Here is a 20,986-nt window from a genome sequence, read left to right as displayed (position 1 = left end):
CTATTCTTTCGTATTTCTCTTGTCGTCCAAAACCATTTCTCCCGAAAAAGAAATGAAATCGCGTCTATCGGCCTGCACAGATAGTTGCACGTTCCCATTATCGTAAATGTCCATAGTATATCGATAACGGTCTTCCTCATTGGTTACAATAACCACGACTTGTGTAAGATGTTTCTTAGATTTATGTATCGAATAATCAGAAAAAACAGTCTTAAAATGCAAACCTTTCCCTCCTCCATATGGCACATATCCGCGAGCTATCCCAAAGTAAGGCAGATAAGAATAGATAGAATCGCCCGATATACGAACCCCATATCCGTAATCGAGAGCCTTCATCATGCCTCGCTGCGGATACATATATTTAATATCCACGGCATAGCGGCGGGTTTGCAATAATTCTCTCACCTGCCGTGCAGTCCTTATTTGCTGCTCAGCCTTCTGCTGTACAGTTTGTTGCGATACCGTACAACCAGCTAAAACCGCCGAAACAACTGTCAATAATATTATTTTCTTCATACATATCCTCCTATTTTTCTGCTAAGATACGATATTTCCAACATACAAAGAGCATTTTAGCATTTTTTAGTTCTGCATGCTCTTATCGCCCTATACACCCTTACTCCTATCCTTAAAAAGACGGTATATCTGTATTAGACAGTACTTATAATCGTTTTATACTTGCAGTTTATTACCGATACACCACATGCCTATTTCAAACTCGCCCCTCTCTTTTCCAACACATTCGGAATACTTACAAACTCTCCACGCCCGCTGCAGTCTGGACAGAAACGAAAAACCTCTGCCTATTTCCATACGGGAAATACAGGCAGAGGTTGCATTTTATCAAGAAAACCGCTACATTATTTCAACGGAATAATGCGGAATACGAAGTTATAATCCTTATAGTTAACTCGATACTCGGGTAGTGCTTCGGCCTTAGGACTCCAACTGTCTACTCCTCCGACGCCGGTTTGTACCAAATCGAGGCAAAGATTGGTATACTTAGACTTAGGAACTTGCGGCGAATGGCGTTGCTCCTTCTTGTCTCCGCCATCTAAATCAGCAATGGCATAATGCAATGCACCGGCAGAATATGCCCTATCCGACTCTATGCGGAAGCCCTTCTGAGCGCTGTTGGTCTGCTTCCACCAGCGAATATCGCTCTTGGTTCCGCTCTCTTGCGGACGGATATAGGGGTAGAACTGCTCATCGGCAGTCATAGAATAAATACCGATCGACTGTGAATGTTTGCGGTCGGAATAATTTTCTATAGGTCCTCTGCCGTAGAATTCCGAGCGATCTAAATCGTACGGAAGTTCCATCACCACACCATAACGCAGCATATTCGGCACCTTGGCAGCCTTATCTGTCGTCAGTTTCTGCTCTACCTGCATGCTTCCTCCCCTGTCGATAGTGTAAACAAGCGCAAGTGTGGCTTTTACTTCCGGCATCGTGTAAACAGTCGTCACCTGTACGGCATCGCCCTGCTTTCGAGCATCTATGTGCTGCAACTCGAATACAGGGTTCCGCCATACCTTATATTTAAGGTTGAGTTCCGCCCCCATATCGTTGTCTGTTACGGCACGCCAGAAGTTCGGTTTCAGCGTTCCGCCTTCGCCCAATATATGTTGTCCGCCTACTGTATAGTCGGTAAGGCGGCCTGTAGTCTTATTGAAAACAATGTTGCAAAGATCGTTCGACACCGTAATGGCATCTGCATTCTTCTTATTGACAAGCTTCAATTTACTGCCTTGCTCGCCTTTCAAAACCATCGGTTTACCGAACTGATAATCTTTGATCGGCATCTGATTGTACGCAACAGTTTGACCTGACTCCATCAGCGGTTCTGCCGATTTCAGGCAGAATGCCACATTCAGAAGCACTTCTCCCTGATATGAGTCGCCGAGACGATAGCCCAACGCGTATTCTTTGGTCTCATGGGGTGCGATGTCAAGATTGTCTATTTCGCCATTCTGCACTTTCTTGCCGTCTATTGTGATATTCCATACGAGCTTATAATTGCTTAAATCGCGGAAGAAATACTCATTATAGACTTTGATTTTACCCGCATTAAGGTCGACAGGCGTGGCCCAAATATTCTGATAGTAGTATCCTGTTTCATACATGTGCGGGTTAGGTACGCGGTCCGGACTTATGAGTCCGTTGCAGTTGAAGTTGTTGTCGGAAGGATCATAAGTATTGTAATCGCCACCATATTTATATATATTGCGCCCCTGTGCGTCCTTTCCGTGTAGCCCTTGATCTACGAAATCCCAAATAAAACCGCCCTGAAACTTGGGATATTTGCGCACTAAATCCCAATATTCCTTAAAGCCTCCGCCCGAATTACCCATGACATGAGAATATTCACACTGTATTAAAGGCTTCTGATCTTCGGGGGCTGTCGAAAATGCATAGCGCTCGCATTCATCTTGCGGCAAATACATAGGACAGTAAATATCCGTATTATCGCCTTTTATAGCCCGCTCCCAATGCACCGGCCTGCTATGGTCGCGCTCTTTAACCCATTTGTATGCTGCCGCAAAGTTGGGGCCATCGGCGGTTTCGTTGCCCAAAGACCAATAGATAATACTTGGATGATTGTAGAACGATTCTACGTTATGTTGGTTACGTTCCAATATTTGTTTGGCAAAAAGAGGCGTCTTCGATACCGCTTCATCGCCGTATCCGAAGCCATGACTCTCTTGGTTAGCCTCGGCACATATATAAATTCCGTATTCATCACATAGGTCGTACCACAAAGGATCGTCGGGATAATGGCATGTACGCACGGCATTAATATTGAAACGCTTCATTATCTGAAGGTCTTGCCGCATGCGTTCCGGAGTTACATAATAGCCGAAATCGGGATCCATCTCGTGGCGGTCGGCACCCTTGATATAAATAGGTTGCCCGTTGACAAGCAACTGGGAGCCCTTGATTTCTACCTTTCGGAAACCTACTTTCTGCGGTATTGCGCTTATCTTTTTATTATTTTGCATAACCGTAGCCACAAGAGTATAGAGATAGGGCGTTTCTGCAGTCCACTTCTTTACATTCCGTAACTTGAAATGAATTGCCCCGAAATTATGCTTTTTAAAGTCTACAGTATTCTTGCCTACCACAATTCCTTTGTCATTCAGCAACAGGAACTCTACGATGGGGTGCCCTTTAACGTCGACATTGACAGCAAGCGTGCCATCCGTATAGTTATTCTCTAAGTCGGGAGTAACGCGGATATTGGTAATCTGAGTCGATGCATCGCGGGTAAAAAGATAACATGAACGTCCTACACCGCTCAAACGCCAGAAATCCTGATCCTCGCAATAGCTGCCATCGCACCAGCGAAAGGTTTGGAAAGCTATCAGGTTTTTGCCTTTCTTCAAATATGGAGTAATGTCAAATTCTGCAGCTACCTTCGAATCTTCGGCATATCCTACGAACTTCCCATTCACCCAAAGATATATATTCGATGTAACAGAACCGAAATGAGCGACAACCTGTCGGCCGTTCCAATCGTTAGGAATATCGACAACACGACGGTAGGAACCCACATGATTGTCTTTTATCGGCGCTTCAGGCGGGTTATTCTTGAAATGTCCCCGCCATGCAAAGCCTACATTTACATATACCGGATCGCCATATCCGTTAAGTTCCCATATCCCGGGAACCCTCATTGTGTGCCACGAAGCATCGTTGTACTCCGTTTTGTAGAAATCAGTAGGGCGTTTGTCGGCATCCTCTACCCAATTAAACTTCCATTCTCCATCGAGAGAGAGATAATTGGAAGATGCGGTTTTATCGCCTTTCAATGCTTTTTCTACCGATTCGTAAGTAAAGAAATTAGTATGCATAGGGAAACGATTGACCTCGTTTACCTGCATATCATGCCATTCGGAAAACGTAGGCAATTGCCCGATAACTGCACTTGATGGCAGACTCATGGCTATTAAAGCCGAAGTGATAAGTAGTTTTTTCATATAAAAAAGCAAAACATGGAAATGTAACAGTCTCTATATTATACTCTCATAGGAGACATAACTTTTAGGCCGATACATTTCCGTATTAAACAATAAGCAGATTAGAGAACCTTGTTAGGCTTCAATATATCATTCACTTTCTTGACGAAAGCCTTTTTCAAATTGTATTTGGCCTCAGCCCTAATATCTTCCACCGATGCACCGAACTTTACTACATATATTCCCTTATCGCTGATCCATTGGTCAAGAGCATCGTCAAACGACGCAAGTCCATAGTTTGAAACATCGAAACTCAGCACTTGTTTCTCGCCCGGATTCAACGTTTTAGTCTTGGCAAATGCCTTTAGTTCGTTTGCAGGTTTCTTCAAATTCCCTTTCGGAGCGGAAACATACATTTGCACCACCTCTCTTCCACTCCTATTACCGGTGTTTGAAACCACAAGAGTAGCGCGGAAACCTTCTTTTGTTTTCTTTACAACCGGTTTCGAATAAGAGAAAGATGTATAGCTCAATCCATAACCGAAAGGATAAGATACTTGTTTTTGTGCCGTGTTGAAATAACGGTATCCGACATCGATACCCTCTTTGTGAAGCGATTCACTAAGGTTACAGCCATCTTTCATCGGGAAATTTTTAGTCGATGGATGGTCCTTTACATCCTCTACCCACGTCATAGGTAATTTTCCCGATGGATTTACTTTCCCCGTCAGAACATCGGCAACCGAATATCCACATTCCTCGCCGGGCTGCCATGCAAGAAGTATGGCATCGGGTTCATCTTTCCAGTTGGCAGTCTGAATTACGCTGCCGCTATTGATCACCACAATTACTTTCTTGCCCAAAGCGTGGAACTCACGACAAACATTTTTGAGCATCCTTATTTCTAAATCGGTCAGATTAAATCCATTGTTGCCTGTAACGGGGCGATCGGAGCCTTCTGTTGCCTCACGACCGAGCGTAAATATGGCAATATCGGCTTTATTAGCCTGCGAACGGATGGCATTGTCGCCCAACTCAAATTCTGAATATTGCACACGTCCGGGCTTCCAATCATAGTCATCACCGCGTTCCATGGCATGACGAGCATCTTCAAACCGGTGCATTTCCGCATACAGTTCTTGCAAATCTTTGGTACAACTGATACCTGCATCGGCCAAACCATCTACAATATTCACCACATGATCGGGATTAACTGTACCGGAACCCAAACCACACGACATGGAATAATAGGATGCACTACCGAAAAGAGCTGCCGTCTTAACATTGCTACTCAATGGCAATACCCCGTTTTCGTTCTTCAAAAGTACCATACCTTCGGCACCTCCGATGCGAACGAGGGCAGCATGAGCTTTCAGATTAGGTTTGTTATTAAATTTATACCCATGATATTTAGGTGTTTTTAGGATAAATTCCAAAATGCGTCTTGCATTACGATTAACTTCTTCAATACTTAGTTTACCGTTTTTTACCCCATCGATAATCTGCTGTACTTGCTCCTTATGCCCGGGTTCCATCAGATCATTACCGGCATGAACTTGTGCTACTGTGTTGCGTGGATCTGTCCAATCCGTCATCACCATTCCCTTATATTTCCACTCATCGCGCAGCAACGTAGTCAACAATTCGTAGTTTTCCTGTGTGAAAGGACCGTTCAAACGATTATAAGACGACATGACCGTCCACGGATTACTCTCTCTGATAGCTATTTCGAAACCCTTTAAATAAATCTCACGCAAGGCTCTTTGCGAAACAATCTCATTGACAGATTGACGAGCATCTTCCTGACTATTTACCACAAAGTGCTTAACACTTGCACCTACACCACTACTTTGAATACCGTGCACAATGGCCGCTGCGATCTTTCCTGATACAACCGGATCTTCCGAAAGGTATTCGAAATTACGCCCGCACAGGGGATTACGATGGATATTCATACCGGGAGCCAGCAATACATCGCAGCCGAATTCTTTCGTTTCATTACCCATAGCCGCGCCAACCTGCCGTGCAAGGTCTACATCCCACGATGCTGCAAGACAGCTACCGACAGGGAATGCCGTAGTATAATAGCTATTACGATCGCCGTCGCGTTTCCAATCAATCCGCAAACCAGCGGGACCATCCGCCAAAATAGCACTCGGAATACCAAATTGCGGAAAACCGGCAACGGCACCGGCAGCACCGTTCACAAGGTTTTGAGATACTCCGACCAGCAACTGCGCTTTCTCTTCAAGCGTCATTGCCTTAAGAATTTGGTCTACATTTTTTTCATTCAGTCTAAGTTGTTGTGCACAAATAACATTGGATACCATAAAAAAAACGGCTCCTAAAAGTAATTTATTCATATTCAAGGTTAAAATTATAATGTTTTACAAAAGTACATCTTTTTATTGAAGTTGGCGTATCAATAACATTTTTTATTATTAACATTGCCAAAGAAAAGCCTAAAGGTTATTCTGTTCTAAGTTTAGTTTTATTTTATCAGGTTTCACATTTTAAATAAACAGACTTTATTAAAATATATTGCAGACATAGTTACATTTGCAAGAACATAGCATTCCTTAACATCCCTATCTCACTACATATTTACGACCATCCACAACATAAATACCCCGAGCAAGCCCGCTCAACGAATTTTCTTTCGAAATATTGCTCCGCAATTGTTGTCCATCAACGGTATAAACATTAACGTGTTCAACCTGCCCAACGTTTTCCTGCAACCGTTTTACTCCGGTAACATCCATATTATATTTTACCAGCATGGCATATTCGGAAGCAAAAGTAAACTGGAACATACAACGTATTTCGGAGATATTTCTCCATTCACCGCCGATTTCTGCACCCCATCCGCCAAGTAAATTTACCGGCAACAGCCCATCTTTCAGATAATTATCGAATGCATAGTCGAGATTTGTCTGGAACTCATCGAGCACTTTTTCTGAGTAACCACCAAAAAAGTCGTGCACGGCCTGCTGGCCTCTCATATATACATCGTGGAACCAACAGTCGAAACCGTCCCAATAATAAACCGTCTTTTCATTGTTCGACCTTGTACGATACACATACTCATGATATTGCTTGCCATTGATCGTAACCGCAGAAGCGAATTTGAAATAAGATACCCTTGATAACAATCGGATATCAGAGAGATAAGAAGCATCTCCTGTTACACGATATAAATCGGCACCACCAGAGAGCATCGTGCCCGTATTATACGAAAAAGCTGTCCCCGTAGCACCTCCTACATCCACATGTTTACGGTATTTCTTGTTGCCAACAGTTACATATTGTATCGTATTATCGGCTCCCAGCATATCTGCATACACACCATTACGCAAGAGTTTGGCTTTCTGCCAAGCATATATCTTCTTGGCGAAATCGAGATAATTATCGCGTTTTAGCGGATATTCGGTCTTTCGTGTACCATTGCCGGTTATAATTCGCTTGACCATCGTAGTATGTACATCGTTTTTATAGATATCATACAGCCAAACGAGCGGAGAAATAAACGGACCATTACTGCAAGAATGCTTCGAATTATAGGCCGGCCCCCATGTTATTCCGCCATACTCATCGCCATTATCATCAAGATAACAGTCCCATCCGTCTATGACATAAGCTGCCAAATTCTCCGCCTCATCAAGATATTTTTTATCTTTAGTGAGATTGTATGTACGAAGCAGCTCTCTTATAAGCCATTCCTGATCGTCATACACATTCTCTATACCGGCGACATTTGCACCTCCTATCGAACCGCTTCTGTGAACTCCGTAAACACTCCAATTGCCAATACGAGCATAAGAGTGCAAAGAAAAATTGCCTTTATAGTAGCCCAAATTGTCATGTAACTTGCCGAGCAGGGTTACATAACGCTCGTGGTTGTCTACATAAATATCGGGATAGATGTCTTTCGTTCTCTCTAAAGCTTCGAGAACCGAATTTACCGACTCGATTACAGCCGTATAAGGCCACACATCTGCCGTACCTTTAGCACGATGAACGGCCACGTCATAGACGTCTGCCATCCTCATATCATCACCAGAAAAGAACTTCGAAATGCCAGTATCAAGAAGCTGCATGGCCCTTCTCAAGTTTTGTTCGGCAACGAGCTTATGGCTTTCAGATGTTTTCAATCTTGAAGCATTCACATTGGCAGTAATGCCTATCGCCAATAGAATAAAGAAAAACGCTCTCATTTGTGTTGGATTTCATTTCTTAAAAAATATAATCAAACATCATCTTTGAACTTCATATTTCTCGAAAGATAATGATTAAATTATCATACGGTTTACAAATACCACTAATATCATAATGACATTATATATCCTGATATTAAAACTTATACAAAAATAAGTACTAAAAAGGATATATAATGACATTGCTTTATTTTTCCATCTCTTCTTTGAACATTCTTTGTGATGGATAAAATAAAATTAAACTCTTACCAAATAACAATGATTATTATAGTTCATTGAACAATATGAAGAATTTATTTCCGCCTATAATAAAGCCTTAAACTTCTCTTCTATCGTAGCCTTAGGTGCTGCACCTACAAATTTATCTACGAGCTGACCGCCTTTGAAAAAGAGAATAGTAGGGATATTGCGAACTCCGAACTGCATGGCAACTTCATCATTCTCCTCTACATCGCACTTTCCTACAACGATCTTACCGTCGTACTCGTTGGCAAGTTCAGAGATAATCGGCCCCACCATCCGGCACGGTCCGCACCATGTCGCCCATAAATCTACTACCAATGGCAGTTCGCCATTCTTATAACTTTCGAAATTCTCGGTTGTAATTGTAACTTCCATCTTATGATTTTTCTTTTATTAAATAATTATTTCGGTAAATCTTATCTTATTTTTAAAGATTATGTTATATTTTAATTTACATGATAACTCATTTCCGGATTACTTTCAATATAATTGATAAAGTCGTGTGTTAAGTTGACAGTCTTAGCCATCGACCGTAATAAAATACTATTATTGTGTTCCTTGTCCACAATTTGAATATATAGCTGTGTGGTACCCGGATTTTGAACGACCATCGTCGCAATATCGTTCACAAGACTTTCATCTACCGCAACATCATTCATTGTAATAGTAAACTTTTCTATCCGCTCTTTCTTTATTGTCTGCATATACTGTATATCAGAAATACGGAAGTCGTAATAATCGCTGTCTCTGTATTTCTGCAGACATTTCGCAGTGATGAATACCGTACATCCTTCTGTGAGCATTCCATTCCACTTTCCCCATTCTTCGCCGAAAAACGCAAGTTCTCCACTGCCTTCATAGTCTTCAATGGTTACAAAACCACAAGGTTTACCTGTCTTAGTAAATTTAGATTTTACACCTGTTACAATTCCCCCGATCGTTATTTCGTTTTTCTTTGCAAGCTCCGCCTTGTTATCCAATTCCGAACAATGAGTATTGCACATCGAATTTAGAATGATACTGAAATCGTCGAGCGGATGCGCCGACAGATAGATACCTACAAGTTCGCGTTCACGGTTAAGTCTCTCAATCGTACTCCATTCTTCGCCTTGTGGTATTGGGGGTGTAGCAATCTCTATCGCATCGGCATCGCCAAAGAGCGAGTTCTGTGCTTCCGTCTGCCCCGCTTGATACATTTGTCCATATCTTACTAAGGTATCCAAAAACATATCACCTTTGGTATTTACACCGAGATATTGCTCACGACGCAGGCCGAAATCATCAAAACCGCCGCTAACAGCCAAACTTTCGAAAGCTTTACGATTTACATAACTAAAATCTACACGCTGGGCAAAATCGAAGATATCTTTATAAATTCCGTTTTTCTCTCGTTCTTTTATGATAGCTTCGGCGGCTGCATCCCCCATACCCTTTATTGCCGCCAGTCCGAAACGTATTTCTCCTTTCTTGTTTACACCGAATTCAAGATAACTTTCATTCACATCCGGACCTAAAGTTGCGATGTTCATCGATTTGCATTCATCCATCAATTTAGTAATTTCCTTGATGTCTGATCTTCTTCGTGTCATAATGGCAGCCATATACTCCGCTGGATAATGTGCCTTCATATAGGCCGTTTGATAAGCCACCCACGAATAACAAGTAGCATGAGATTTATTGAATGCATACGAAGCAAACTTCTCCCAATCGGTCCAAATCTTTTCAAGTACTTTCGGATCATGCCCTTTCTTTTTCCCGCCCTCGATAAATTTAGGCTTCATAGCATCTACGATCGCTTTCTTTTTCTTTCCCATTGCCTTACGGAGTGCATCACTCTCGCCACGGGTAAAACCGGCCAGTTGCCGCGATAACAACATCACCTGTTCTTGATATACTGTAATGCCGTAGGTATCTTTCAGATACTTTTCCATACATGGAATATCATATTGCACCAACGAAGAATCATGCTTCCTCCTGATAAAGTCAGGGATATAATCCATCGGTCCCGGACGATATAATGCATTCATCGCTATCAAATCTTCAAATACTGTAGGATGAAGTTCACGTAAATGTTTCTGCATACCGGGCGACTCAAACTGAAACGTGCCGATAGTACGTCCCTCCTGATAAAGTTTATAAGTAAGCTCATCATCCAACGGAATATGGTCCAAATCTACCTCTATACCCAATGATATTTTTACATCTTTTACGGCTTCTTTTAATTCCGACAACGTTTTCAGCCCGAGGAAATCCATCTTAATCAGTCCAGTAGACTCGATTACGTGCCCATCATACTGCGTTACTGGTACTTTCTTATCTTTGAAATCAGGATCATCTGCTGTGGAAACAGGAACCCAATTGCTGATCGGATCTCGACAGATAATAAAACCACAAGCATGTATACCCGTCCCACGAACTGTACCTTCAAGCATCTTTGCGTATTTAATGGTATTACGTTCACGAGGATCAGTAGAGGCTTCAGCCTCTTTTAATTCCGGTGTACAATAAATGGCATTGGTAAGATTCATCTTCATTCCATCGGGAAGTCTGTCTGGAATAGCCTTACATAAAGCATTCGATTTTTCTAAAGGCAATTTCTCCACACGTGCTACATCCTTAATAGAATTCTTCGTGGCCATACTACTATAGGTAATGATATGTGCACAATTCTCATGTCCGTATTTATCCATCACCCATTGGAGTACCCTCCCACGCCCATCATCATCAAAGTCTGTATCAATATCAGGCAACGATATACGGTCGGGATTAAGGAAACGTTCGAATAGCAAATCGTATTTCAAAGGATCAATTTGGGTAATACCCAGACAATAGGCTACCACAGAACCAGCTGCAGAACCACGCCCCGGGCCCACCATAACTTCCAATTCATTACGCGCAGCATTAATAAAATCCTGCACGATAAGGAAATATCCCGGAAATCCCATCGTCTTCATTACGTGGAGTTCGAACTTTACACGCTCAATAACTTCCTGAGGCATCGGAGAACCATACACCTTTTTTGCACCGTCGTAGGCGAGTTTTGCCAGATAATCAGCCTCGAACTTGATCCTGTATATCTTATCATATCCTCCCAAATGTCTGATTCGCAGTTCCCCTTCTTCTGGCGACATCATATTTTCTCCATTCTCATCGGAACAAAATTCTTTATAAAGATCTTCTTTTGTAAACTTCTGGCGCCATAATTCTTCCGTACCAAAATCTTCAGGAATTGGAAAGAATGGCATGATCGGATCGTGCCCAATGCTGTATATTTCTACTTTATCGAGTATCTCAAGTGTATTACTCAACACCTCCGGCATGTCATAGAAAACTTCATTCATTTCGGCACGCGTCTTGAACCACTCTTGCTTGGTATACCTCATTCGGTTCGGATCATCCAAATCGGCCTGTGTAGATATGCAGAGTAGATGATCATGTGCTTCCGCCGTCTCTTTATCCTCAAAATGCACATCATTAGTACATATCAGCTTAATACCATACTCTTTGGCAAACTCTATCAATATTTTATTTACCTTTTCCTGCAAGGGATATGTAGTCCGATTGGCTATCAACGATGGATCTTTTACTTCATGACGCTGCAATTCCAAATAAAAATCTTCGCCAAAAACCCGTTTATACCATTCTAAGGATTTACGTGCGCCTTCAATATCTCCCTTGAGTATTTTCGACGGAACCTCACCGGCAATACATGCAGAACATACAATCAAATCTTCATGATAGCGTTCCAAATCATCATGGTCGGTACGTGGACGGTAATAATAGCCATCCACCCAAGAACGAGAGACGAGTTTAATTAAATTCTTATAGCCGTTATAATTTTTAGCCAATACGATTAGATGATATCCGCTCTTATCACCGCTATCTTTTTCCTTATCCTCTTTATGGCGACGAGCCACATACATCTCGCACCCGAAAATCGGTTTAAAAGGTTCCTTACCCTCGGCTTTCCGCTTCTTATTCACTCCCTCACAATAATCAGAAAACTCCTTGATACCGAACATTGCACCGTGATCTGTCAAAGCCATACCGCGCATACCGTCGGCAATAGCTTTGTCTACAAGATAAGAAATCTTAGATTGTCCGTCAAGAATAGAATAATATGTGTGGACGTGCAAGTGTACGTAATCTTCCATAACCGTGATAAACTTTGAGCCGTAAAGTTACTGCTTAAAAACGATATAACCAAAAAAATTTGCGAAATAAATAAAAAACGATTACCTTTGCAAGCAGTAAAAATCGTTCTGCCTACTATGATAAAAAAGATAAACAAACTAAAGAAAATCAGAATACATCGCGAAGGTACAGATATGATCATCAATAGCTTTATTGTCATAGCTGCCGTTGCGCTGATTCTTTGGCATAGTTTTGACAGCAAAATACCTTTTTGGAGTTTCCTTTTCATCTTCGGATTAATTTATGGTATCATATTGAATTTCTTCAGATGTCCTATCAGATATTTCGCTTCCGAAGACACCAATAAAATCGTAGTAGCCCCTGCCGATGGCAAAATCGTGGTTATCGAAGAGGTTGAAGAGAACGAATATCTTCACGAGAAGCGCCTCATGATATCCATATTCATGAGTCTATTTAACGTACATGCCAATTGGTTTCCCGTAGATGGTAAGGTGAAATTCGTTAAACACTTTAACGGAAATTACCACAAAGCATGGCTCCCCAAAGCAAGTGAGGAAAATGAACATACCGATGTGATGATTACGACACCAGAAGGGGTGGATGTGTTATGCAGGCAGATTGCTGGTGCAGTGGCAAGGCGCATCGTTACCTACGCAAAAGAGGGTGAAGAATGCTATATAGACGAGCATCTCGGCTTTATTAAATTCGGTTCCCGTGTCGATGTATTCTTGCCTATTGGTACGGAAGTCTGTGTGAAAATGGGACAAAGCACTACCGGAGACCAAACCGTTATTGCAAAATTAAAATAAACATGGCTAATTTCATTACAAGAAACATTCCCAATACTCTTACATGCTGCAATCTGATTTCGGGCTGCATCGCTACTTTTTTTGCATTTTCCGGCAATATGGTAGGGGCACTGGCATGGATCATTATTGGTGCTGTATTCGACTTCTTCGATGGCATGAGTGCCCGTTTGTTCCATGTATCTTCGCCAATAGGTAAAGAACTCGACTCGCTTGCCGACGATATCACTTTCGGCTTTGCTCCTTCTGCCATTATTTTTGCAGAATTAAGTGTAATGGATTATCCGTACTTTATGGAGCCCTTACGTACTTATCTGCCCTATTTCGCTTTTATTATGGCCGCATTTTCGGCACTCAGACTGGCAAAATTTAATATCGACGAACGCCAAACAACGTCTTTCATTGGGCTGCCGACTCCAGCCAATGCGCTATTTTGGGGCTCATTGCTCATCAGCCGAGCCGCGTATTTCGAACATTCTCCTTACATGGTTTTCGTACTCCTCGCACTTGTATGTCTCAGTTCGTGGTTATTAGTATCAGAGATACCTATGTTCGCTCTAAAATTCAAGCATTGGGGATGGCATGGAAACGAAGTGAAATACGGTTTTATCTTGACTTCAGTCTTTATACTTTTTTTATTTGGAGCACTCAACGGCTTTTGGTTAGTCATAGCTCTATACTTTGTTATTTCGTGTTATATTGCTCTTAAGACTAAGGAGAAGGACGAACAGAAGCCCGACTAATCTTTCGTATATGGCTACTTTTCTCAATTTTATTCTACTTATTTTTATTGCTATAGTGCTTATTATTACACTATTTGCATATCGTTTGTATAACCAGATTCATCGGGCTGCCGACAATTTCAGGCGCCAAATGAACAAACAGCAACACCGCTCATCTTATACGCATGGTGAAGCTAGCGACGAAGAAACGATTATCGACAGACGTACACAGCAGGAAGCCAATAAAAAAATATTCTCCAAAGACGAAGGCGAATACGTGGATTATCAAGAAGTAGATCATGAACATTAGAGCAGTGAAAAGAGCACTATGTTAAATAAGAAATACAAGCAAGAACATTACGCAAGTGCAACGTTCCAGACGCAAATGCCTCGATAATCTTGCGATGGCACCTCTTTGGAGAACAACAGTTTACAGCTTACTTCCAAAGAAGCCATACATAGAACATGTAAAGAACGAGCGATACACAACTTACTTTATCCTGAATTCATCGAATTCACATTAAATTACCGCATAATATTACCGGCTTCAAGAGCTATCCATACATCTCCGTTCATAACTCGCACACCAATCTATAGTACGTATATCTTACCTCCGCCCATATCAGAGCGGAGGTTTATGAACGCTTTTAAAAAAAACTATTCTCTATTCATAGCACTGTTCAAGCCGTACTTCTGTATGAGTATGCGACAAAAAGTAAGCAAATCGGTTCTCTTCGGAACCGTTATCGGTTCTGTCGAGATAATCCATGCCTGCTCGAATTTCGAAACCTTTTCATTGAACGCATTTTGGTCAAATTCCTTATTGGCTTCAGCAGCTGCGAGAATATCGTCAATATAAAGACGCCACCGATGGGCATAATAACTACCAATCAGTCCACCCCATGTACGACTTGCATAATCGTTGATATTCCCACCCCACGTGGTAATGAGGTTTCGTGCATTCTTTTCGTAATAATCTTTCAGTTCTTTAGTTGAGCCTAATTTACGTGCATCGTCTATCCACCGATTAATGGAACAGCGGCTGTTGAATGATGTAAGACGATCCAAATCGCCGAGCAGCTCTTCCATTTCACAGGCCTTCGCCTTCAACCTTGGAATATCTTTATTGGCATAGGCCGAATCGAACTGCGTTTTAACGACAGCAAATCTGTTACCTAAAACCTGTCTGCCCACGGCGATAATATCTAATTGCAATTCATTCCTATCGCAACGGGGAACATCGAGCAATAATCTCCACACCTCTTCGAGCCTTTCTGCAGGATACTCAATAGCAGTGCGGTGCGGATAATTATTATTTAAAGCAGGGCGAAAATTGGTCAAGACTCCCTGCATCGAGGCTGATACTTGCACATATATATCATTGAATAAGATATGCCAAGCTTTACGTACCGAGGGAGAGACACCTCCGTAGTGGCGGTCTGCCAGATCATCAATCCACCGACTATCTGCAACAGCATGGCTCCATAGCTTATTGTATAGATACTCATAGGGAAATTGAATCACGTCTAAGCCTTCCAATGTCGAACCTGCTCCTAACATATTACGCTGCCCGTTGGCCAATGCATTATCAAGACGCCTGCCACTTTCTTTTACATTTCCCATCAATGTGGTGTTCCCACCGAAGTTACCTAAGTAACACCAAATATAAGGTTGCCCATAAAATCCATCCGTGGTCTTCCATAATTCCACATTCTCACAATAATAATCGAGCAGTGACATCTTGCCTTTAGGGACTCCCGTCAAGAAAGCCTGTACGCGATCAGGTGTCCAGTGTTTATTGTCGTAAGAGAACATCCACCCCATTTGCATCCACTCTGCTTTCGGATCGACGGCGGTAAGCGTACCGTACATGTTTTTAGAGACCTTTCTCAAATACGCAGGCTCCCAACTGGGTGGCTCCACTTCATTAAACGGGTCCACCCCATAAATATGATCGGTACCGAATAGAGCCGTCTGTTCTTCCAAATACAGCTTCTGTATCTTGCTGAACAAAGGTTCCTCGGGACTGAGGAAGTGGCAGAGATATTTCTCTTCAAAGCCTCCCCATTTGCCTAACGATTTAATATTTGCATCGGGGAATATTCTCTTGAGTTCAGCAGGCACATGTCCCGCAAAGGCAGGCAACACCGGCTTCATATTGAAAGCCCGTTCACGTGCGAGTATTTTCTTTTGCAATTCCTTTTGCCCGTTCAGCCACTCTTTAGGCAGCGGACCGTTCCAGCGATCTATGTTTGCCATTCTATGCCATGGCAGATAGGTAGGCCCCGTAAAATAGCTTCGTATCTCGCTGTCGGTCATACCGAGTTTCTTCCATACATTGTACCACACGGTTTCTTGTCCTGTAATTGCCAATGGCATGTTGATTCCATTGAGGGCCATCCAGTCGATAAGTCGTTCCCATTCTTTCCAATTGAAGAACGGTACCGTATATCCGTAAGTGCAATAATTGAAGAAAAAGCGTCTCGCCACTTTAGCAGATGACGAAACCGGCGATTTTATATCCGGTAATTTAGCGGGAAGAACGACTGGAACTTCTGCATACCACGATACAGTTGTACGGCAATAATTATTCAGATAATAATTTAACCCAACAGCCATAGAGTTGGCATTGTTACCAGAAATCACTATTTTACCGCCTTTACTCGCAAGAGTAAAACAGTCTTTTCCTTTGTGTGCAGGTAGTTTTATAAACTGAAATTGTGCGGATTGTTGCGGTATAAGCCGTTTCGCCAATCCCTGAATAGTGATCAGATCACTATCTTGTGCCACTGTTGTGAAAGGGAACAATATCGTCAAAAGTACCCATGTAATAATTTTGTAGCGTTTCATTGTTATATTAATTATTAGATATTTTTTATTAAACAGACAAAAAGAATATACTCATATTATGTTTACTTCATATTTCATAATCTAAAGATGTTATTTTTCATTAGCTACCGATTATAACTTTACGAACCAATACCAAAGTGACGTAATGCGATTACACCCCAAACTTTATGAATTTACATCATTCGCAAAAGTTTCAAACACGTTTTAACATTGTTACAAAGATATATAAAAGCTATGGAATATCCAAAGATTTCCGTGATTTTACAAGTCGTATAATAAGCTGAAAGAGAACCTATTTATCCTGCTTTCAGATTTATCGAAGCATTTCCATTGCACATGTTCATATATTTTTTTAAATACGTATATTCACCAGACTGCAGATATTGAAGCAATCGTAGCAACAGACAGTTAAGGTAAACATAAAAAACATATTTTTTCTGCCATCTATCAGTAGTTTTACGATATAGTAATAATCAAACAGATATGAACTTCATTGGCATGATAAAATGACAACAACATAAAAGAAAGTCTGTACTTCCAATATGCCGAAAACATTGTTTATTTTCCATACTTCAATAATATATATTCCATACACCGGTGCTGTAACATCGATACAAAACAGGTATATATCTGTTATACAATAAACATAAGATAAAGATAAATTATTTCCACGCGATATTAGTATTTAGTTTTACGCGCCAACCCCTCAGATATACTCTTTGCCACACGGCAAGCATCAACCTCATTGGGATACATATCACCTTTATGCATATTATCGGCTTCTGTAACATAATGGGTGGGGACATCTATCAAACGGCACTTGTTTTTCTTGATTAACTTGCGGATAAGAGAAATTGTGCCTTTTGACATTGAACCGTTGTTTACTTTACGACCGGACTTCAAAGAAGAACCCGACGTTACAAAATATATTCGAGGCTTCGAGGACAATGCCTTGAAAGAATCGATAAGTACCTGCATATCTGCAGCAAACTCACGGCTACGCTGCCGATCTTCAGACTTAGAACTATTAAAGTCCGCCTCTACGATAACTATATCTGGCTTAAAATCGAGAGCATCCCTAAAAGCCTGCTCATTCATGTAGGAACTACTGCTCTTACGAAGTATCGTACTACCATCCACACCGAAATTCTTTACGTAATATCTGTTACCCAGCAAAGATTGCAACCGAGCCGGATATGCACTTTGCGAAGCCATTCTGATACCGCTACCTTCGGTGAACGAACTGCCGACACATGCCACTCTGAGCGCATCATGGCGAGGTGAAGGCAATCTGTGGAGCCATTCTGTGAGCTCGCTGAGCATCAAATTATGATATGGCCATGATGTGCTGAAACCGAAACCGTGACCGCCTGAAGGGTAAATAAACATCGAGCAAGGATTACCCACACGGCGCATAGCACTGTAGTAAGCCACCCCGTTTTCCACGGGTGGTACAACGTAGTCGTCATTAGTCAAAAAAAGAATGGCGGGCGGAGTCTGGTGTACACGCACGCAAGTTTCGTTGGAATAAAATTCTATCAACTGCTCATCGGGGTGTTCTCCTAAAAAATTGTGGCATGAACCTTTGTGAGTACCGTCACGTTTCATTGTAATAACGGGGTAGAAAAGGATAGAAAAGTTTGGTCGAGCCGACAAAGGTGCGTGGGAAGACAGCGTGCTGGCCAAATGGCCACCTGCAGAGAAGCCCATAATACCTACATCATACGGGTTGACACCCCACACGGCAGCACTATCGCGTACCAACCGTATGGCTGTTTCAGCATCGCCGATAGGGATAGAACAATCGCCATGAGGCATACGATATTTCAGCACGAAATAAGCTATACCCTGCTTGTTGAAATATTCTGCCCACTGGTGGCCCTCATTCTCCATACTCAAAACAGCATATCCACCCCCCGGACAGTCGACAATGGCCCAACCGGTAGGCGAAGAAGGCAGATAGACGAAAAGCGATGCTTCGCCATCTTCCGACAACGGTAGCTGAAACTTTCGAGCCACACTCTGCGCAAAAACTGCTGAAGTTGCCAACACACACAAAAGCAATGAAAACTCTCTAACCATGTTGATAAAAGGCTTTATATTCATGAACGCACAACTAAATTACAATATAAGGATGATAATAAAATTTATAAATTATTCTGCCGCCATCCGGTAAAATATGCCGGAACCAATGAAATCGCTGCGCCCACCTGAAGTCGGACGCAGCGATATGACTCATTTTTTATATTATTCCCAACCCGGGTTTTGTTTAACCAACGGCATACGTATTATCTCTTTTAAATCTATCGGTAACAAGTAATACTTTTCATTTGCCGTTGCATGACAGTCGACTGAAAGAATACGTTCATTCGACAGAGTTCCATCTGCTGCTTTCGTCCAGCGCATACCGGTCTTCAAGCGCGAATTTTCAACAAGAATATTCCAGCGACGAAGATCATAAAAACGATTTTCTTCGAAAGCCATCTCTACGCGCCGCTCCCTTCTCACACGCTCTCTGAATTCGTCTTTGGTCAATCCTGTCGGCATATCCGGCATTCCTGCCCTACGACGCGTTGCATTCACAGCGTCATAAGCTATTTGTGTAGGACCGTTCGCCTCATTTTCTGCCTCAGCCAAGTCTAAATACAGTTCAGCCAATCTATAAATACGCCACAATGTTTTACTTGATCCTGCTGAACGCATCGATGGATCGACATACTTGCGGGTATAATATCCAGTCGGAGTACGCTGCTTAATACCAGAGATTCCATGTCTTCCACCAACAAACGATTCTATATAAATATCTCTTCCGTCTTTCTTCCCGAAATAGGCTCCGTTATACCAAACGGAAGCATAGAAACGCGGATCTCTGTCTACATACGGTTTCTGGTCATCATAACCTGATGCTGGGTTGATGATCGGTTTGGTATGAGCATCATCATTGTATCCCAGAATAGGAACCGTTCCGTCTTTCATCTCGTAGCTGTCTACTAATTCTTGTGAAGGGCATAATCCGCACTTCTCTGACGCAAAATCCACAGGGATCATATTCATCAAATAGCATATTACGCCGAAACGTCTGTAGGTCTGACTGCCATATCCCCAAGTATCGATAGCTTCGAGGATCGTTTCCTTATCAAGCGGGTCCTGATTTTTATCAGGACGGGTGATAAAAAATCTTTCATAATTGGGGAACAACTGATAACCATGAGAGACAAGCTGGTCTAAAGCTTCTTTCGCTGCAGTTGCCGCAGTCTGCCATTTTACGACATCGTTGCTTGGATTCCAATGTGGACTGGCCGCAAACAACAAGGCCGAAGCCTTAATAAAATAGGCAACTGCTTTAGTCATTCTGCCCCGTTGACCATCTTCCATAGTACGGAAAGGCAGCTCCTTACTTGCAATTGCTTCATCGCAATCTTTCACTATAAACTGCACGCAATCATCGAAGGAGGCACGCTCGATATCCGCGAAATTATCTCTCCGCGTAATATCTTCCGCAAATAAAGGAACTCCACCGAAATTCTTTATCAACTCAAAATAATAATGGGCTCTCAATACATGTGCCTCTGCCATATAGCGATCACGCTTGACTTCATTGGGCATATTCATATTATTGACACGCGTGAGGAAGACATTTGTCTTTCTTACTCCGCCAAAGGCTGTACCCCAAAAGTCTCTTTCCGAATAGCGCAAAGTAGTACTTCCTGCCATAAACGGAGGATTTGCTGCACTGAAATTGCCTTGGTTCCACTGGTGGAGCATCAACCATGTATCTGCAGGAGCCTGACTGTCAGTGGCATCGTCTGTGAATGCCGACAGCCATGTGTAATAATGATATCCATTACCATACTTCCGAATATACTCGTACATCGAATTCGCATACTGTTCGGTATAGTCTGAATCACTAAAAATTATATCCAACGTCAATCGACCGTCGGGGGTAATATTCAATTCATCAGAACATCCGTATGTCATTGCCACAGCCATGACGGCCAGCAACATTCTCGTTATTTTGCTTTTCATATTCTTACAAT

At 42.1% G+C, this 20,986-nt stretch carries 12 protein-coding genes; 3 read left to right on the top strand and 9 right to left on the bottom strand.

Going from position 1 to position 20,986, the window contains the following annotated elements; genetic code table 11:
• The 6 genes from HMPREF0663_RS02100 to dnaE all read right to left on the bottom strand — a co-directional run bounded on the left by HMPREF0663_RS02100 (position 1) and on the right by dnaE (position 12,570).
• Positions 1 to 516 carry a DUF4251 domain-containing protein gene (locus tag HMPREF0663_RS02100; RefSeq protein ID WP_004368447.1) on the bottom strand — a complete coding sequence of 172 codons (516 nt, stop codon included), beginning with the start codon at positions 514 to 516 and terminating at the stop codon, positions 1 to 3.
• Between the two features lie 344 nt (positions 517 to 860).
• Positions 861 to 3,980: a glycoside hydrolase family 2 TIM barrel-domain containing protein gene (locus HMPREF0663_RS02095; RefSeq protein WP_004368446.1), complete on the bottom strand. Its 3,120-nt coding sequence runs from the start codon at positions 3,978 to 3,980 to the stop codon at positions 861 to 863.
• Between the two features lie 101 nt (positions 3,981 to 4,081).
• Positions 4,082 to 6,322, bottom strand: a complete 2,241-nt coding sequence (locus HMPREF0663_RS02090; protein ID WP_004368445.1) for a beta-glucosidase — start codon at positions 6,320 to 6,322, stop codon at positions 4,082 to 4,084.
• A gap of 225 nt (positions 6,323 to 6,547) precedes the next feature.
• Entirely contained in the window at positions 6,548 to 8,173 is a 1,626-nt protein-coding gene (locus HMPREF0663_RS02085; protein WP_004368444.1) for a glycoside hydrolase family 76 protein, read from the bottom strand.
• Positions 8,174 to 8,476: 303 nt separating this feature from the next.
• On the bottom strand, positions 8,477 to 8,791 hold the full coding sequence (gene trxA, locus HMPREF0663_RS02080; protein WP_004368443.1) for a thioredoxin: 315 nt from the start codon (positions 8,789 to 8,791) through the stop codon (positions 8,477 to 8,479).
• A gap of 71 nt (positions 8,792 to 8,862) precedes the next feature.
• A complete protein-coding gene (gene dnaE, locus HMPREF0663_RS02075; RefSeq protein WP_004368441.1) occupies positions 8,863 to 12,570 on the bottom strand; it encodes a DNA polymerase III subunit alpha in 3,708 nt (1,235 codons plus the stop codon).
• A gap of 117 nt (positions 12,571 to 12,687) precedes the next feature.
• Here dnaE and HMPREF0663_RS02070 point away from each other — a divergent pair, with 117 nt between their 5' ends.
• From HMPREF0663_RS02070 to HMPREF0663_RS02060, 3 genes are read left to right on the top strand one after another with little or no spacing between them, the layout of a single operon-like run.
• Positions 12,688 to 13,380: a phosphatidylserine decarboxylase family protein gene (locus HMPREF0663_RS02070; RefSeq protein WP_036875720.1), complete on the top strand. Its 693-nt coding sequence runs from the start codon at positions 12,688 to 12,690 to the stop codon at positions 13,378 to 13,380.
• Positions 13,381 to 13,382: 2 nt separating this feature from the next.
• Entirely contained in the window at positions 13,383 to 14,120 is a 738-nt protein-coding gene (gene pssA, locus HMPREF0663_RS02065) for a CDP-diacylglycerol--serine O-phosphatidyltransferase (protein WP_004368436.1), read from the top strand.
• Between the two features lie 10 nt (positions 14,121 to 14,130).
• Positions 14,131 to 14,409, top strand: coding sequence for a DUF4834 family protein (locus HMPREF0663_RS02060; RefSeq protein WP_004368434.1), 279 nt, complete (start codon positions 14,131 to 14,133; stop codon positions 14,407 to 14,409).
• Between the two features lie 347 nt (positions 14,410 to 14,756).
• On the opposite strand, the gene HMPREF0663_RS02055 is transcribed toward HMPREF0663_RS02060, so the two are convergent.
• The 3 genes from HMPREF0663_RS02055 to HMPREF0663_RS02045 form a co-directional block, all read right to left on the bottom strand.
• Positions 14,757 to 16,949 (bottom strand): alpha-N-acetylglucosaminidase, encoded by a 2,193-nt coding sequence (locus HMPREF0663_RS02055; protein ID WP_004368433.1) that lies wholly within the window; start codon positions 16,947 to 16,949, stop codon positions 14,757 to 14,759.
• Between the two features lie 678 nt (positions 16,950 to 17,627).
• A complete protein-coding gene (locus HMPREF0663_RS02050; protein ID WP_004368432.1) occupies positions 17,628 to 19,055 on the bottom strand; it encodes a GDSL-type esterase/lipase family protein in 1,428 nt (475 codons plus the stop codon).
• Between the two features lie 141 nt (positions 19,056 to 19,196).
• A complete protein-coding gene (locus HMPREF0663_RS02045; protein ID WP_004368431.1) occupies positions 19,197 to 20,975 on the bottom strand; it encodes a RagB/SusD family nutrient uptake outer membrane protein in 1,779 nt (592 codons plus the stop codon).
• Between the last annotated feature and the right edge of the window lie 11 nt (positions 20,976 to 20,986).

The sequence above is a fragment of the Hoylesella oralis ATCC 33269 genome (genome assembly GCF_000185145.2).
GTDB classification, from domain to species: Bacteria; Bacteroidota; Bacteroidia; order Bacteroidales; family Bacteroidaceae; genus Prevotella; species Prevotella phocaeensis.
Note: the sequence above shows the minus strand (reverse complement) of the source record. Positions and strands in the feature narration are given on the sequence as shown.

Coding starts and splice junctions, on each gene's coding strand:
- HMPREF0663_RS02100 (WP_004368447.1), bottom strand. CDS start 516: ATGAAGAAAATAATATTATTGACAGTTGTTTCGGCGGTTTTAGCTGGT.
- HMPREF0663_RS02095 (WP_004368446.1), bottom strand. CDS start 3,980: ATGAAAAAACTACTTATCACTTCGGCTTTAATAGCCATGAGTCTGCCA.
- HMPREF0663_RS02090 (WP_004368445.1), bottom strand. CDS start 6,322: ATGAATAAATTACTTTTAGGAGCCGTTTTTTTTATGGTATCCAATGTT.
- HMPREF0663_RS02085 (WP_004368444.1), bottom strand. CDS start 8,173: ATGAGAGCGTTTTTCTTTATTCTATTGGCGATAGGCATTACTGCCAAT.
- trxA (WP_004368443.1), bottom strand. CDS start 8,791: ATGGAAGTTACAATTACAACCGAGAATTTCGAAAGTTATAAGAATGGC.
- dnaE (WP_004368441.1), bottom strand. CDS start 12,570: ATGGAAGATTACGTACACTTGCACGTCCACACATATTATTCTATTCTT.
- HMPREF0663_RS02070 (WP_036875720.1), top strand. CDS start 12,688: ATGATAAAAAAGATAAACAAACTAAAGAAAATCAGAATACATCGCGAA.
- pssA (WP_004368436.1), top strand. CDS start 13,383: ATGGCTAATTTCATTACAAGAAACATTCCCAATACTCTTACATGCTGC.
- HMPREF0663_RS02060 (WP_004368434.1), top strand. CDS start 14,131: ATGGCTACTTTTCTCAATTTTATTCTACTTATTTTTATTGCTATAGTG.
- HMPREF0663_RS02055 (WP_004368433.1), bottom strand. CDS start 16,949: ATGAAACGCTACAAAATTATTACATGGGTACTTTTGACGATATTGTTC.
- HMPREF0663_RS02050 (WP_004368432.1), bottom strand. CDS start 19,055: ATGAATATAAAGCCTTTTATCAACATGGTTAGAGAGTTTTCATTGCTT.
- HMPREF0663_RS02045 (WP_004368431.1), bottom strand. CDS start 20,975: ATGAAAAGCAAAATAACGAGAATGTTGCTGGCCGTCATGGCTGTGGCA.